This window comes from Murinocardiopsis flavida (genome assembly GCF_003014485.1).
GTDB classification, from domain to species: Bacteria; Actinomycetota; Actinomycetes; order Streptosporangiales; family Streptosporangiaceae; genus Murinocardiopsis; species Murinocardiopsis flavida.
In genome coordinates this window covers 24,447-39,494 of the sequence record NZ_PYGA01000006.1, presented here as the reverse complement: position 1 = coordinate 39,494, position 15,048 = coordinate 24,447, and the positions used below count along the sequence as shown (strand labels likewise).

The 15,048-nt window shown below is 74.4% G+C and carries 11 protein-coding genes; 6 read left to right on the top strand and 5 right to left on the bottom strand.

The genetic code is table 11. The features are described from left to right. Window position 1 precedes the first annotated feature (1 nt). The gene (treY, locus tag CLV63_RS10355; RefSeq protein WP_106582747.1) at window positions 2–2,338 is read left to right on the top strand and encodes a malto-oligosyltrehalose synthase; all 2,337 of its coding nucleotides are present in this window, start codon (window positions 2–4) and stop codon (window positions 2,336–2,338) included. Window positions 2,339–2,340: 2 nt separating this feature from the next. Here treY and CLV63_RS34030 read toward each other — a convergent pair whose 3' ends face one another. The 3 genes from CLV63_RS34030 to CLV63_RS10340 form a co-directional block, all read right to left on the bottom strand. Further along, entirely contained in the window at window positions 2,341–2,520 is a 180-nt protein-coding gene (locus CLV63_RS34030) for a hypothetical protein (RefSeq protein ID WP_211301247.1), read from the bottom strand. A 187-nt stretch (window positions 2,521–2,707) separates the two neighbouring features. Further along, entirely contained in the window at window positions 2,708–3,193 is a 486-nt protein-coding gene (locus CLV63_RS10345) for a hypothetical protein (protein ID WP_106582746.1), read from the bottom strand. Between the two features lie 293 nt (window positions 3,194–3,486). Beyond that, window positions 3,487–4,932, bottom strand: a complete 1,446-nt coding sequence (locus CLV63_RS10340; RefSeq protein WP_245928705.1) for an FG-GAP repeat domain-containing protein — start codon at window positions 4,930–4,932, stop codon at window positions 3,487–3,489. A gap of 466 nt (window positions 4,933–5,398) precedes the next feature. On the opposite strand from CLV63_RS10340, the gene CLV63_RS10335 reads away from it, so the two are divergent. The 4 genes from CLV63_RS10335 (at window position 5,399) to CLV63_RS10320 (ending at window position 9,757) form a co-directional block, all read left to right on the top strand. After that, window positions 5,399–6,244, top strand: a complete 846-nt coding sequence (locus CLV63_RS10335) for a putative RNA methyltransferase (RefSeq protein ID WP_211301262.1) — start codon at window positions 5,399–5,401, stop codon at window positions 6,242–6,244. Between the two features lie 30 nt (window positions 6,245–6,274). Continuing rightward, on the top strand, window positions 6,275–8,035 hold the full coding sequence (gene treZ, locus CLV63_RS10330; RefSeq protein ID WP_106582744.1) for a malto-oligosyltrehalose trehalohydrolase: 1,761 nt from the start codon (window positions 6,275–6,277) through the stop codon (window positions 8,033–8,035). Window positions 8,036–8,239: 204 nt separating this feature from the next. Then, window positions 8,240–9,085 carry a siderophore-interacting protein gene (locus tag CLV63_RS10325; RefSeq protein WP_106582743.1) on the top strand — a complete coding sequence of 282 codons (846 nt, stop codon included), beginning with the start codon at window positions 8,240–8,242 and terminating at the stop codon, window positions 9,083–9,085. Window positions 9,086–9,289: 204 nt separating this feature from the next. Beyond that, window positions 9,290–9,757, top strand: coding sequence for a tetratricopeptide repeat protein (locus CLV63_RS10320; protein WP_106582742.1), 468 nt, complete (start codon window positions 9,290–9,292; stop codon window positions 9,755–9,757). Window positions 9,758–10,427: 670 nt separating this feature from the next. Here CLV63_RS10320 and CLV63_RS10315 read toward each other — a convergent pair. Then, on the bottom strand, window positions 10,428–11,072 hold the full coding sequence (locus tag CLV63_RS10315) for an FMN-binding negative transcriptional regulator (RefSeq protein WP_106582741.1): 645 nt from the start codon (window positions 11,070–11,072) through the stop codon (window positions 10,428–10,430). 259 nt (window positions 11,073–11,331) lie between these two features. Further along, window positions 11,332–12,024 (bottom strand): GntR family transcriptional regulator, encoded by a 693-nt coding sequence (locus CLV63_RS10310; protein ID WP_211301246.1) that lies wholly within the window; start codon window positions 12,022–12,024, stop codon window positions 11,332–11,334. A 137-nt stretch (window positions 12,025–12,161) separates the two neighbouring features. On the opposite strand from CLV63_RS10310, the gene CLV63_RS35005 reads away from it, so the two are divergent. Then, window positions 12,162–15,047, top strand: a complete 2,886-nt coding sequence (locus CLV63_RS35005; protein ID WP_281260714.1) for an FAD-binding and (Fe-S)-binding domain-containing protein — start codon at window positions 12,162–12,164, stop codon at window positions 15,045–15,047. Window position 15,048 lies beyond the last annotated feature (1 nt).

The following is a 15,048-nucleotide window of genomic DNA, read 5'->3' as shown; positions in this document are numbered from 1 at the left end:
AATGAGCGATCGTGCGGAGGCCCCGCCGGCATCCACCTACCGGGTGCAGTTGCGGCCCGGGTTCACCCTCGACGACGCCGCGGGCCGGGTCGACTACCTGCGGCGCCTCGGGGTGGGCGCCGTGTACGCGTCGCCGATCCTGGCCGCGGCGCCGGGCTCCCAGCACGGCTACGACGTCGTCGACCCCACGCGGGTCGCCGACGTCCTGGGCGGCGAGTCCGGCCGCGCCGCCTTGGTGGCGCGGGTGCGCGCGGCGGGCTTGGGCCTGGTCGCCGACATCGTGCCCAACCACATGTCGGTCGCCGAGCCCGCCGCGAACCCGTGGTGGTGGGACGTCCTGCGCAACGGGCCGGGGTCGCGCTTCGCCCGCTGCTTCGACATCGACTTCGCGCGCGGCCCCCTGCTGCTGCCCGTCCTCGGTGACGACGGCGACGACGGCCGCGCCGAACTGGACCTCCTCGGCATCGCCGACGGCTGCCTGACCTACCACGAGCACCGCTACCCGCTCGCTCCCGGCACCTGCGCCCCCGGTGACGACCCGCTGCTGGTGCACGAGCGCCAGCACTACCGGCTGGTGTCGTGGCGGCGCGGCGACACCGAACTTGGCTACCGCCGGTTCTTCGACGTCACCACGCTCGCCGGGGTGCGGGTGGAGGACCCCGCGGTGTTCGACGCCACCCACGCCGAGATCCTGCGGTGGGCCGCTGCGGGCGACGTCGACGGGCTGCGGATCGACCACCCCGACGGCCTGGCCGACCCCGGCGGCTACCTGCGGCGGCTGCGCGCGCGCTTCGGCGGGTGGATCGTGGTGGAGAAGATCCTGCACCCCGGCGAGGCGCTGCCCGCTTCCTGGCCGGTCGACGGCACCACCGGCTACGACGCGCTGCGCGAGGTGTGCGGGGTGTTCGTCGACCCGGGCGGCGAGGCGCCGCTCACCGAACTCGCAGGGGAGTTGGGGGCCGCCACCGACTACGCGGCGGTCACCGCGCAGGCGCGCACGCAGATCGCCGAGAACGTCCTGGTGGCGGAGGTGCGCCGCATCGCCGCGCTGCTGCCCGATGCCCCGCGGGAGCGAGGCGAGGACGCCGTCGCGGCGCTTCTGACGTCCTTCGTCCCGTACCGCAGCTACCTGCCCGAGGGGGAACCGGACTGGGCGGCGGCCGTGGCGGGCGCCACCGCGCGCCGCCCGGACCTCGCGGCCGAGCTCGCCGCCATCGACGCCGCCGTCCGCGCCGATGAGCGGGGCGAGCCGGCCCGGCGCGTCCAGCAGACCAGCGGCATGGTGGTCGCCAAGGGCACCGAGGACACCGCGTTCTACCGGTACACCCGCTGCGCCGCGCTCAACGAGGTGGGCGGATCGCCCGACCTGTTCGGGGTCGCGCCGGCCGAGTTCCACGCGCGCGCCGCCGAGCGGGAGGCGTCCTGGCCGCACACCATGACCGCGCTGTCGACGCACGACACCAAGCGCGCCGAGGACGTGCGCGCCCGCCTCGCGGTGCTGGCGGAGATCCCGGCGGAGTTCGCGGTCGCGGTGCGGCGGTGGAGCGCCGCCGCCGGGCTGAGCGAGCCGTCGCTCGACCTGCTCGCCTGGCAGACCCTGCTGGGGGCGTGGCCCATCAGCGCCGAACGGCTCGCCGCGTACCTGGGCAAGGCCGCGAAAGAGGCGAAGCTGCGGACCTCCTGGACCGACCCGGACCCGGCGTTCGAGGCGGAGGTCGCGGCGTGGCCCCAGCGGATCCTCGGCGCGGACGGGGTCGGCGCGGAGGTTGCGGCGTTCGCCGCGCGGATCGAGGCGCCCGGCTGGTCCAACGCGCTGGGGCAGAAGCTCGTGCAGGTGCTCGGCCCCGGTGTGCCCGACGTGTACCAGGGCACCGAGCTGTGGGACCTGTCCCTGGTCGACCCCGACAACCGCCGCCCGGTCGACTTCGCCGAACGCGAGGCGGTGCTCGCCCGGCTGGAGGACGGCTGGCTGCCCGAAATCGACCGCAGTGGCGCGGTGAAGATGCACGTCCTACGGCAGGCCCTGCACCTGCGCCGCGACCGCGACCTCAGCGGGTACCGCCCGCTCGCGGCAACGGGCCCCGCGGCCGGACACGTGCTGTCGTTCGCGCGAGGGCCCCGCTGCGACACGGTGGCCGTGGCGGTCCGGCTGCCCATGGGACTGGCCGCAGCGGGCGGTTGGCGCGGCACCCGGCTCCCGCTGCCCGGCGGGGCAGGGGAGTGGCGCGACCTGCTCACCGGCCACACCCTCGCCCCCGACCGCTCGGACGGTTTCACCGCCCCGGCACTGGCCGACCTCCTCGCCCGCTACCCGGTCGCCCTGCTCACCCGCGACTGACCTCAGCGGGCGCGAGCGGTGCGGTCGGTGGCCCTCGGATGCCCGGGGCCTGCGAGGCTGATCCAGACCAGGCGGCGGCCTTCGTCGACGGCGTACCAGATCCGGCCGCCCCCGGTCACTTCGAGCTGCCATTGGGGGAGCGACTCCCCTTTGACGCACTTGGTCGCGAGGCCACCGCGCAATTGGTGCTGTCGACGTGTCGAAGTCCGAGGAAGCGGGTCCTCTCGAAGGATCTGCCATGCGAGGAGGGTATTTCCGGGGCCTGCGAGCAGAGTTCGTCCCAGCCTTTGACCGCGCCGCTGGTGAGGAAGTAGACATCCCACTGTTCTGGGGCGGGTGGCGGAGCCACCCGCTCGCCACGCTTCGGACTCATCGTTCGTAACCCGGCGGGGGAGGAACAGGCCCGAAGTCGCCGTCCTCACTACGCGTGAGGGCCGCCAGAAGTTCGGGGTCGGCATGGATCTCGGCTGTGTGCTGCCAGTCGACGACCAACTGTAGGACTGGGGCGTGGGTGTTGAGCTGCTCTGTGGCGCGCAAGACCTCGGCCAGTTGGTCGAGGAACGCCTCCACGTCGCCGGCAGGGAGGAACCGGATCCACGGGAAGACCTTCTCGGCCGCCTTCGCGGCGGCGGTGCGCGTGGCGTGGTCGCCGTCCATCAACTCGGCGAGGAACCGCATGGCGGTATTGACCATTGCCGTTCGAGTGCTGTTCTCCTCCTCCTGGATGAGGATGAGATCCGCCTCGCTGCGGCGTCGCAGCCGGAGGGCGTGCCCAGGAGTCCGGTTGAGCCGGGCGACTGTCGCTTTCGGCTTGTTGATGAGTTCGGAGAACGGCGCCTCCGGCAAAGCGTCCATGACTTTTAATCTACCTTGAAACTCCGCGCGCCGCCGCTTCCGCGTACCCCGCAAAGGAATTCCTGCCGTCGGGAGTGCGGAGGCTGAGCAAGCGCCCGTCGTCTCTGCTGCGCGTGCTCCGCAATGATCGCCCAGTGGAACTCGGGCGAGGGTCCGCAAGCCGGCGTGCGAGGTCGCCCCTGCCGCGCCGCTTCGCGACGATCGCGCTCCGGCGCGGCAGGGGCGTGGCGGCGGACCCGGACCCGGGCCGTCAAGAACCTCTGCCGGTTCTTGACGCCGGGCGCGGGGCCGCGTCAGAAGTCCTTGGTGCTGAACTCCTGGCTCGGCTCTGCGGTGACGCCGTCGGGCGTGCCCGCGTGCACGGCGTACTCGTTGTAGGCGTTGCCGCGGCCCGGGGCCTCGGTGCCGAGGAGGAGGTCGGAGCGGTCGTCGCCGTCGTAGTCGCGCAGGTTGAGCTGGTCCCAGAAGCCGAGGTCGCCCGCCGGGGCGTCGGGCAGGGGCAGGTTCGCCGCGCCCTTGCCCGTCAGTCCGTCGGGGCCGCCCAGCAGGACGTTCACGGAGTCGGGGGAGAAGCCGGTGCCGGTGAACACCGCGGCGTCGTCGTAGCCGTCGCCGTTGACGTCGCCGACCAGCAGCCCGTTGCCGAACCCGTCGGAGTCGGCCGCCTTGCCCGGCACACCGGGGGTGTCGCGGGTGATGCGCACGGGCTCGCCCTTGGCGAAGCCGTCGGCGCCGGAGTAGAAGTCGACGTAGCCCGGGTGCAGCTCGGGGTCGTCGGGGTCGTTGGGGTTCTCGTTGTTGGGGATGCCGTTCGCGCCGATCAGCAGGTCGCGGGTGCCGTCCTTGTCGAAGTCGCCCGTGGCGTAGGCGTGCCCGGGCGGGGTGTCGCCGAGCTCCTCTTCGGCCGGGCCGCTGGAGCCCGAGCGCAGCACCAGGTGGCGTGCCGGCGATTCGTCGTTGTTGCGGACGAGTGCGAGGTCGATGGCCTTGTCGCCGTCGGCGTCGATGGGGGCGAGATCGGCGTCCTGGGCGTCGTCGGGCAGCGTGAGGTCGGCGGTCTCGGAAGGCTTGCCGTCGCGGTCGAAGGGGCCGCGCAGGTACGCGGTCTCGAAGTCCTCCTGGGGGCTGCCCTGGATCTGGTCGAGCACCGCGATGTCGGTGGCGCCGTCGCCGTCGAAGTCGGCGACAGCGGTGGACACGGCGAGCATGTCGTTGGCGGTCTTGCCGTCGAACGCGGGGAGCGCCTGCGCCTTCCCGGCGAGGCCCTCGGGGCCGCCCCACACCACGTACGCGCCGTCGGCGTCGATGAGCAGGTCGGCGAAGCCGTCGCCGTCGAGGTCGGCGGAGTCGCGGATGGTGAGCGAGCCGGGGTCGTCCTCGCCGGGAGCGGGCAGGCCCAGCGCCTCGCGCGTGAGGACGACGCGCTGCTCGCCGTCGAGCCCTTGCTTGCCGCCGAACACGGCGCCGACGTAGCGCTCGCCGGTCTCCTGGTCGCCCTGCGCCCCTTCGATGGCGTGGTCGGGGAGACCGTCGCCGTTGTAGTCGTCGGGGAGGCTGCTGCCGTCGCCCTTGGGCACCTTCGCGGAGGACGCCCCGGACGCGAGGTCGCCCGCTTGCGGTGGCGCGCCGCACGCGGCGAGGAGGAGGACGGCGGCTGCGGTCGTGGCGGCGGTCGTTGTGGCGCGGTGGATGGGAGCCTCCGGATTGGCGAGATGGGGCGAATGTCCCCCGTATGACACCCCGCGGACGCCTCCGGTTTGCACCGGAACGTATCGGTTCGGCAACGGTGCGTGCGTCCCCGACCGCCATGAGCGCACCGTTGGCGCGCGGTTGGGCGGTTGAGCGGCGATGACGTCGTGTGCGTGCCGGGTCGCCGTGAGTGCCCCGCCGGGGCGCGGGTGTCCGGTTGAGTGGCCATCACGTCGCGTGCGCCGCGGGACACTGAGGCCACCTCGCCACTCGCCGCGGCCGCCCCCTCGGGGCACGGGTGGGCGGATGTGCGGCGATGACGTCGTGTGCGTGCCGGGTCGACTCGGCCATTCCTCTGGCGCGCGGTTGGGCGGTTGAGCGGCCATCACCTCGCGTGTGCCCTTGACCGCTGCGAGCGCGCCGCCGACGCCGCCGCTGTGCCCGGGGCGGCTAGGCTGGGCGGCGATCATGGCGACCACCAGCGACGAACGCCCTCCGGTCCTCGACCGGCTGCGGATGCCCCCTGCTGTGCTGCGCGCGCTCGGCTGCACGCACTGCGGTGCGGCGCTCGACGCCGCAGGCAACGCGCTGCGCTGCGCCGCCGGGCACTCCTTCGACGTCGCGCGCGAGGGCTACGCCAACCTGCTCACCGGGCACCGCGCGGCGGGTACCGGCGACAGCGCCGCCATGGTCCAGGCAAGGGCCGGGTTCCAGGCCAGCGGGCACTACGCGCCACTCGCCGACACCCTCGCCGAAGCCGCCCGCACGGCCGCGGGCGGCGCCGGGCTGGTGGCGGACCTCGGCGCGGGCACCGGGTACTACCTGGGCCGCGTGCTCGACGACCGGCCCGAGTCCGTGGGCGTCGCGGCCGACGTGTCCCGCTACGCGCTGCGCCGCGCCGCGAAGGCGCACCCCCGGTCGGGCGCAGTGGGCTGCGACGTGTGGCGGCGGCTGCCGCTGCGCGACGGCGCGGCAACGGTGCTGCTCAACGTGTTCGCCCCGCGCAACGCGCCAGAGTTCCACCGGGTCCTGAACCCCGGCGGCGCGCTGATCGTGGCCACGCCGACAGTGCGGCACCTCGCGGAACTCCGCGCTCCGCTCGGCCTGATCGAGGTCGACCCCGCCAAGGACGAGCGGCTAGCCGAAGGCCTCGGCGGGCACTTCACCGCCGGGGAGTCCCGCCGGGTCGACGTGCCGCTGCTGCTGGACCGCTCCGACGCGGCCGCGGTGGTCGCCATGGGGCCGAGCGCCCGCCACGTCGACCCCGCCGAGTTGGACCGTCGCGTGGCGGAACTGCCTGCGCCGATGCCGGTCACCGCCTCGTTCTCCGTCGCCGTGTACCGGCCCCTGCGCCGGCGGTAGGTCCCCGGCCGGGCGGGTAGGTCCACGCGTGTGACTGCGACTTTCGGACCGCCGCCGCTGGGCGAGCCCGGCCTGCACGTGTGGGCGCCCCTGCCGCGGCGGGTCCGCGCCTGGATCGACGGCGACGTCAGCCCCATGTCCCGCGACGACGCCGGCTGGTGGCACCTCGACTCCGGCCCCGCCCCGGGCGCCGACTACGGGTTCCTGCTGGACGACGACCCCACCCCGCTCCCCGACCCCCGCTCGGCCCATCAGCCCAGCGGGGTGCACGCGCCGTCGCGCCGCTACGACCACACCGCCTACCGCTGGGGCGACACCGTCTGGACGGGGCGGCAGTGCGCCGGATCCGTCATCTACGAGCTGCACATCGGCACCTTCACCGCCGAGGGCACCTTCGACGCCGCGGCCGACCGCCTCGACCACCTCGTCGGCCTGGGCGTCGACCTGGTGGAGGTGATGCCGGTCAACGCGTTCGACGGGCGGCACGGCTGGGGCTACGACGGCGTCCTGTGGGGCGCGGTCCACGAGCCCTACGGCGGGCCCGACGGCTTCAAGCGGTTCGTGGACGCCTGCCACGCGCGCGGCCTGGGCGTCCTGCTCGACGTGGTCTACAACCACCTCGGCCCGTCGGGCGCCTACCTGCCCCGGTTCGGCCCGTACTTCGGCGGCGAGAACGCCTGGGGCCCGTCGCTCAACCTCGACGGCGAGGACTCCGACGAGGTGCGCGCCTTCGTCATTGGCAACGCACTCGGCATGCTGCGCGACTTCCACCTCGACGGCCTGCGCCTGGACGCCGTGCACGCGCTGCACGACGAGCGCGCCACCCCCGTCCTCGCGGGGCTCGCCGACGAGGTCGCGGTGCTGTCGGCCGCACTGCGCCGCCCCCTGTCGCTCATCGCCGAATCGGACCGCAACGACCCGCGCACGGTCACCGCGCGCGAGGCGGGCGGGCTCGGCATGACCGCGCAGTGGTGCGACGACCTGCACCACGCCCTGCACGCGGCACTGACCGGCGAGGACGGCGGCTACTACGCCGACTTCGCCGGGCCGGGCGTGCTCGCCCACACACTGGAGCACGCGTTCCTGCACGCGGGCACCTACTCGTCGTTCCGCCGCCGGACCCACGGGGCGCCGGTGGAACGGCGGCGCATCCCCGGCAGCAGGTTCGTCGCGTCCCTCCAGAACCACGACCAGATCGGCAACCGCGCCACCGGCGACCGCATGGCGGCCGCCACCGACCCCGGCCTGCTGGCGTGCGGCGCCGCCCTCCTGCTGTGCTCGCCGTACACGCCCATGCTGTTCATGGGGGAGGAGTGGGCGGCGGGGACCCCGTGGCGGTTCTTCGCGTCCTTCCCCGACCCCGGTCTCGCCGACGCGGTGCGCCGCGGGCGGCGGCGCGAGTTCGCCGCGCACGGGTGGGGCGCGGCCGACATCCCCGACCCCATGGACCCGGCCACCCGCGACGCGTCGGTGCTGGACTGGTCCGAGCCGGGGCGCGCCCCGCACGCCGCGATGCTCGCCACCTACCGCGACCTCATAGCGCTGCGCCGCACCCACGCCGAGCTGTCCGACCCCCGGTTGGACCGCTTCGTGGTCGACGCGGCCCCCGACGGCCGCGTCCTCACCCTGCACCGGGGCGGCCTGCGGGTGGTGTGCAACCTGCGCCCGGAGGACGCCGTCGCGGCACTCGACCGCCCGGCCACCGCCGTGCTGCTGGCGCGGGGTGCCGCCGAACCGGTCGACGGAGGGGTGCGGCTCGCCGCCCGCTCGTTCGCCGTCGTCCGGACCTGACCCGGCGGCGACCGCACCTGACCCGCCGTCGTCCAGGGCTGACCCTGCGGCGATCGGGCCAGGACGCGCCGGGGGAGCGCGGCACCGCGGGCGGCGGCAGGATGAGGGCGGTGGCCGTGGGACGGCTCCGTTTGGCGGCGCACCCCTGCCGTGCAGTAGCTTGATTAGGCTTGCCTAATCATCAGTGGTCGTGCGGGAGTTGAGATGTCGGATCGGTCGAAACGCGATAAGCGCCGGGTCCACCGCGGGGTGGTCCGCCATGTGGAGTGGGTGTCCCCGCACATGATCCGGGTCGTCCTCGGCGGCGACGGCCTCGCCGAGCTGACCGCGGGCGACTACACCGACCACTACGTCAAGCTGCTCTTCCCGCAGCCCGGCACCGCCCATCCCGACCCGTTCGACATGGAGGCCATCCGGCGCGACCGGCCCAAGTCGGAGTGGCCCACGACCCGCACCTACACCGTGCGGTCCTGGGACCCCGAGCAGCGCGAACTCGCCATCGACTTCGTCCACCACGGCGACCGCGGCCTCGCCGGGCCGTGGGCCGCCGCCGCACGGGCCGGCGACGAGATCGCGTTCTTCGGCCCCGGCGGCGGATACGCCCCCGACCCCGCTGCCGACTGGCACCTCCTCGCGGGCGACGAGAGCGCGCTCCCGGCCATCGCCGCCTCGGTGGAGCGTCTCCCCGCCGGGGCGCGGGCGCACGTGTTCGTCGAGGTGGCCGACGCCGCCGAGGAGCAGAAGCTCGCCGTCCCCGGCGGCGCCGAGGTCCACTGGGTCCACCGGGGCGGACGCGAGGTCGGCGCCGCGCTGGTCGAGGCGGTGCGCGGGCTGGACTTCCCCGGCGGCACGATGCACGCGTTCGTGCACGGCGAGGCCGGGTTCGTCAAGGAGCTGCGCCGCCTGTTGCGCAAGGATCTCGGCTACTCCAAGGACGCGCTGTCCATCTCCGGGTACTGGCGCCGGGGCCGCGACGAGGACGGCTGGCAGTCGAGCAAGGCCGAGTGGAACCGCGCCATCGAGGACGAGGAGGCCGCGGCCGGGGTGTGACCCCGGCGGCCCGGCACGCCTGCGCCCGGGTGGTCCGGCGGCCAGGTGGCCCCGCGCGTCTGTGCCCAGGTGGCCTGGCGGTCCCGGCGCCCTGGCGGCCCGGCACCGCCCGCCGCGGTCCGCTGCGGTTCGCGCCCCTCGGCCGCCGCGGCGATACTGGCCCACCGGTGCGATGACGCGCCGGTGGCGATGGAGGAGCGGCCCATGATCACCGACCCGACGATCACCCGGATCGGCCAGGGGGTGGAGCTGCACCACCACCAGGGTCGGCGCGATGCCGCCCGCGACCTGTTCACTCAGATCTGGGCCGACATCGGCGGCGAGCAGGGCGACCCGCTGCACGTGTGCGTCCTCGCCCACGCGATGGCCGATGTGCAGGACGACGTGCACGAGGAACTGGGGTGGGATCTGCGGGCGCTGGCAGCCGCCGACCAGCTCACCGATGAGCGCACGGCGGACGCGGGGGTGGTGATTCCGGTGGCCGGACTGTACCCGTCGCTGCACCTCAACTTGGCCGAGTGCTACCGCAAGCTGGACGATCTCGACCGTGCCCGCGAGCATCTCACGCAGGCGCAGGCCACCATCGGGGCACTGGGCGACGACGACTACGGGCGGCTCATCAAGGGCGGCCTGGAGCGGCTGACCGAGCAGTTGGCGCCGCCGAGCCCATGACACGCTGACGGAGCCGAGAACCGCGCGCCCTGCACGGAACCGGTCGCAGATGCCCGCCTTCTCGACGTCGGCCTTCCCGGCGCCCGTCTCCCCGATGTCCGCGTCCCCGGCGTCCGTCTTCCCGGCGCCGGCGAAACGGCGGTATCGGGGGCGCCCAGCCCGGCGCATCGAAGGCTGTTGGGGTGCCGGTCCGACTTCCGGCTGAGAGGACGTGTTTCGGCGGTCGCTGCTGCGCAGCCGCCTCGCAGCCTTGCCCTGTCCCGATGGGCGAAGGTGATCTGGCCCCGCACCCCCGAAGCACTCCCCGCCGCGGCCGAAGTCCCGGAGTACTCCTCGCTTCGGTCGAAGTCCCGGGGCGTTTCCCGCCGTGGTCGAAGTCCCGGAGCACTCCTCGCTTCGACCGCGCATTCTCGCAGGCCCGCCGTGGCGTCGCGGTGATCACACCTCTCCGCCGTGAGCATGGCTCACCGCGGCGCTTCCCGCCGCGAGGGCATCCTTGCGACGGGAGGCGGGCGGGGCGGGTCGGCGGTCGGGTGGTCGCTGAGAGGGAGTGGGCTCAGGGCGCCATCGGCCACTGGAGGCAGTGGTCGGGCTGCGTGGCGGCTGCGCAGCAGCGACCGCCGAAGCACATCCTGATCGGGGCAGGCCAGGCCGGTACCCCAACAAGCTTTCAGCCGCGGGACTCTGTGCGCGCCCTGGCCATCTCCGCCGCGACGGCGCGGTCGGCCGCGCCGCCTTCGCCGAGCCCGGCCACGACCCCGTCGACGTCCGTCGCCCCGCGGTTCTGGCTGAGCTTCCACTTCGCCTCCACGCGCGTGATGGCGAGTTCGACGCCGACCACCGCCCGCAGTTGGCCGTCGACGAACGGCCGGGGTGCGTCGTCGACCGACCACGGCCGCTCCCGCCCGGCCTCGTGCCGCTCGGTGAGCCGGCGGACGGCGTCCTCGGTCCACGCAGGATCGTCGTGGACGGTGAACGTGCCGTAGACGTGCGCGGTGACGTAGTTCCAGGTGGGCACCACCCGGCCGTGCTCTGCCTTGGCGGCGTACCAGGAGGGGCTGATGTAGGCGTCCGGCCCGCGCACGATGGCCAGCGCCTCGGTCCCCGGCGCGGCGGAGTGCCACTGGTCGTTGTTGCGGGCCAGGTGGGCGATGAGCGAGCCGTGCGGCCCGGACCCGGCGTCGAAGACGAACGGGACCAGGGTCGCCTTGAGCCCCTGCGGTGTCCAGGTCACCAGGTCGGCGGCGCCTTGGGCGCTCAGCAGGGCGTGGACGGCGTCGTCGTCGGGCGGGTCGAAGTGGCGCGGGACGTACATGGGCGGCTCGATCCGGGACGGCGGCAGGACGGCGGGGCACGGCGCGCACCCGGTGCAACGCGGACCGGAGCGCCGAACCGTGTCCGATTCTAGTACATACGAATATTTGAACTAGTTCAATATTCGGTTCGGGTCTTCCGGCCCGGCTGGCCGACCACCGCGCAGGCCGGTTCCGCGGCTTGTGGTGTTCGGCGCGCCCTGGCGGCGGAACAGCGCGCGATCGGCCCGGGCCGGCGGCCCGCGGCAGGGCCGTCCGGGGTCAGTGGTCGGGCTCGGGTGGGTGTGCGCCGGCCCATTCCGTCCATTCGGCGGTGGCGGGGGCGTCGTCGGCGAGCAGCAGTGACGAGGTCGCCCGCAGGTGATCGCGCATCAGTTCCTCCGACGCGTCGGCGTCGCCCCCGGTCAGGGCGGCGGTGATCGCCTCGTGTTCGGCGAGGACCCGGCCGCTGTCGCGGCGGCCGGGGACGGTGCGGCGGCCGTGCAGGGTGATGGTCTCGCGCAGCCCCGCGACCAGGTCGGCGAGGCGGTGGTTGCCGCTGGCGCGCAGGATGGCGTCGTGGAAGCGGTGGTCGGCCGCGAACATCGCCTCGGTGTCGTCGGCGGTCGCGCGCATCTCCGCCAGTGCCTCGGACACCTGGCGGCCGGTGCGCTCGGTCATGCGCAGTGCCGCGACCCGCGCCGCGGGGGGTTCCAGGAGCAGCCGCAGCGAGCACGCCTCGACGATGTCGTGGCTGTCGGCGCGCAGGATGCGCGCGCCGCGGTTGCGCTCGATGCGCACGAGCCCGGCGTCGGCGAGCCGCAGCAGCGCCTCGCGCACGGGGGTCCGCGACACGTCGAAGCGCGCGGCCAGGTCCTGCGCCGAGTACAGCGCGCCGGGGGCGAGTTCGCCGCTGCGCACGGCCTCGCGGATCTGCACAGCGAGGTGCTCGTTCTTCGTCGCGTGTCCGCCCACGTCGCCACTGCCTTTCGGATCGCATCCCGGCCCGCGCCCCGCCGCCATGTCCAAGGTCGGCGATTAGTAGCATGCTACTGTTGCATGCAACACTGCGAGGCTATCCCGTCCAGCGCCCTACCGCGAGGAGAACCGGCGTGCGCGTGCCGACCGAGACCCACGAGCACCCCCCGATCCTGGCCGCACTCCGGGAGCGGCTCGGAAAGCGCGCCGCCGCCGTGCGCTCCGACGCGGCCACCCGCGCCGCCTACGCCTCCGACGCGTCCATCTACCGCGTGCCGCCCGCCGCCGTTGTCGAGCCCCACGACGCCGACGACGTCGCCGCGGTGCTCGACGCCGCCCGCGCGACCGCCACCCCGGTCACCGCCCGCGGCGGCGGCACCTCCGTCGCGGGCAACGCCATCGGCTCCGGGATCGTGGTCGACTTCGCCACCCGCATGAACCGCATCATCGGCATCGACCCCGAGGCGCGCACGGCCACCGTCCAACCCGGTGTCGTGCTGGACGACCTGCGCGCCGCCGCCGCCCCCCACGGCCTGACCTTCGGCCCCGACCCCTCCACCCACTCGCGCTGCACCATCGGCGGGATGATCGGCAACAACGCGTGCGGCTCCCATTCGGTCGCCTGGGGCACCACCGCCGACAACGTCGTCGCGCTGACCCACCTGCTGCCCGACGGGCGGCGGCTCACCGCGTCCCGCGGCGGCAGCGGCGACCCCGGACTCGACGCGCGCCTCGCGCAGTGGCGCGCGCCGCACCTCGGCGTGCTGCGCACCGAACTCGACCGCTTCGGCCGCCAGGTGTCCGGCTACGGCCTGCACCACCTGCTGCCCGAGAACGGCTTCGACGTCGCCAAGGCGCTGGTCGGCAGCGAGAGCACCTGCGGGCTGGTCACCGAGGCGACGGTGCGCCTGGTCGAGGTGCCGGCGGCCCGCGCCCTGCTGGTCCTGGGCTTCCCCGACGTGTTCGCCGCCGCCGCGGCAGCGCCCGACCTGGCCCGATCCGGCGCGATGACCGTCGAGGGCATGGCGTCGGACCTGCTCGACGCGCTGCGCTCGCGGCCGGGTCGCGCCGGCGCGGGCGCCGACCTGCCCGCCGGTCAGGGCTGGCTGTACTGCGAGTTCGGCGGCGCCACCGCCGCCGAGGCCTACGACGCCGCCGCCCGGGTCGCCGCCGGGCTCCGGGACGCCGCAACGGCGGTCATCGTCGCCGATCCCGCCCGGGCCCGCGCCCTGTGGCGCATCCGCGAGTCCGGGGCGGGGATCGTCACCCGCATGGCGGACGGCGGCGAGGCGTGGCCCGGCTGGGAGGACTCCGCGGTGCCGCCCGAGCGGCTGGCCGGGTACCTCAAGGACCTCTACGCGCTCCTCGGCGAGCACGGCCTGCGCGGTGTGCCCTTCGGCCACTTCGGCGAAGGCTGCCTGCACCTGCGCTGCGACTTCGACCTCGGCAGCGAGCGGGGCCTCGCGGCGTACCGGTCGTTCATCACCGACGCCGCGGCGCTGGTCGCCGCCCACGGCGGATCGGTGTCCGGCGAGCACGGCGACGGCCGGGCACGCTCCGAACTGCTCGCCGCCATGTACTCGCCGGCCATGCTCAGGGCGTTCTCGGAGTTCAAGGCGCTGTTCGACCCCGACGGGCTGCTGAACCCCGGCGTGCTGGTCGCCCCCGCGCCGCTCGACGAGGCCGTGCGTCCCGGCCCCGGCCACGCCGCGCTGGAGATCACCCCCGTGCACGCCTTCGGCGCCGACGGCGGCTCCTTCGCGGGGGAGGTGCGCCGCTGCGTCGGCGTCGGCGCGTGCCGCAGCACCGACACCGGTTCGATGTGCCCCTCGTTCAAGGCCACCCGCGACGAGGTCCACTCCACGCGCGGCCGGGCCCGGGTGCTCTCCGAGATGCTGCGCGGCGAGACCGTCACCGACGGCTGGCGCTCCGAGGAGGTCCGCGACGCCCTCGACCTGTGCCTGTCGTGCAAGGCGTGCGCGAGCGAGTGCCCGGTCAACGTGGACATGGCCACCTACAAGGCCGAGTTCCTGTATCACCACTACGAGGGCAGGGTGCGCCCCATGGCGCACTACTCCATGGGCTGGCTGCCGGTGTGGTCGCGGCTTGCAACGGCGGCCCGCCCCGTGGCGCGCGCCGTCAACGCGGCGCTCGCCCTGCCGAAGGTCGCCGCGCTGGTGCAGAAGGCCGGCGGGATCGAACCGCGCCGCTCCATGATCCGCTTCGCGGAGAAGCCGCTGCGCGCCTCCGCCCGCCTCCGCGACCGCAAGCGAGCACGCAAGCGCGCCCGCCCGGCCCCGGCGACCGGCCCCACCGTGGTGGTGTGGCCCGACACCTTCACCAACTTCCACAGCCCGGAGGTGGGGCGCGACGCGGTGGCGGTGCTGGAGGCGCTGGGCTACCGGGTGGAGTTCCCCGACGGCGCCGTCTGCTGCGGGCTGACCTGGCACTCCACCGGGCAGTTGGACGCGGCCAAGCGGATGCTCCGCCGTTCGCTGGACGCGATGGCGGCGCAACTCGCCGCCGGGTGCCCGGTGGTCGGCCTTGAACCCTCTTGCACGGTCATGCTGCGCGACGAGGCCCGCGCGCTGCTGCCCGACGACCCGCGCGCGCAACGCCTCGCCGAGCAGACCGTGACCCTGGCGGAGCTGGTCGCCGCGCACGAGGGGGAGTGGCCGTTCGGCACCGTCGACGCCGCAGCGGTCGCCCAGGTCCACTGCCACCAGGAGGCGAAGGGCTCCTACGACGCCGACCTCGCGGTGCTCCGGCGGCTGGGCGTCGACCCCGACGTCGTCGGCGCGGGCTGCTGCGGGCTGGCCGGCAACTTCGGGTTCGAGCCCGGCCACTACGAGGTGTCGCAGGCGTGCGCGGAGCGCGAACTGTTCCCGAAGGTCCGAGCGGCGGGCGAGGAGGACCTGGTCCTCGCCGACGGGTTCTCGTGCCGCACCCAGGTCGCCCAGGGGACCGAGCGCACGGGCCGCCACCTCGCCCAGGTGCTGCGTTCGGCCCTGCGCCGCTGAG

Coding starts and splice junctions, on each gene's coding strand:
- CLV63_RS10345 (WP_106582746.1), bottom strand. CDS start 3,193: ATGGACGCTTTGCCGGAGGCGCCGTTCTCCGAACTCATCAACAAGCCG.
- treY (WP_106582747.1), top strand. CDS start 2: ATGAGCGATCGTGCGGAGGCCCCGCCGGCATCCACCTACCGGGTGCAG.
- CLV63_RS10320 (WP_106582742.1), top strand. CDS start 9,290: ATGATCACCGACCCGACGATCACCCGGATCGGCCAGGGGGTGGAGCTG.
- CLV63_RS10315 (WP_106582741.1), bottom strand. CDS start 11,072: ATGTACGTCCCGCGCCACTTCGACCCGCCCGACGACGACGCCGTCCAC.
- CLV63_RS10335 (WP_211301262.1), top strand. CDS start 5,399: ATGCCCCCTGCTGTGCTGCGCGCGCTCGGCTGCACGCACTGCGGTGCG.
- CLV63_RS10325 (WP_106582743.1), top strand. CDS start 8,240: ATGTCGGATCGGTCGAAACGCGATAAGCGCCGGGTCCACCGCGGGGTG.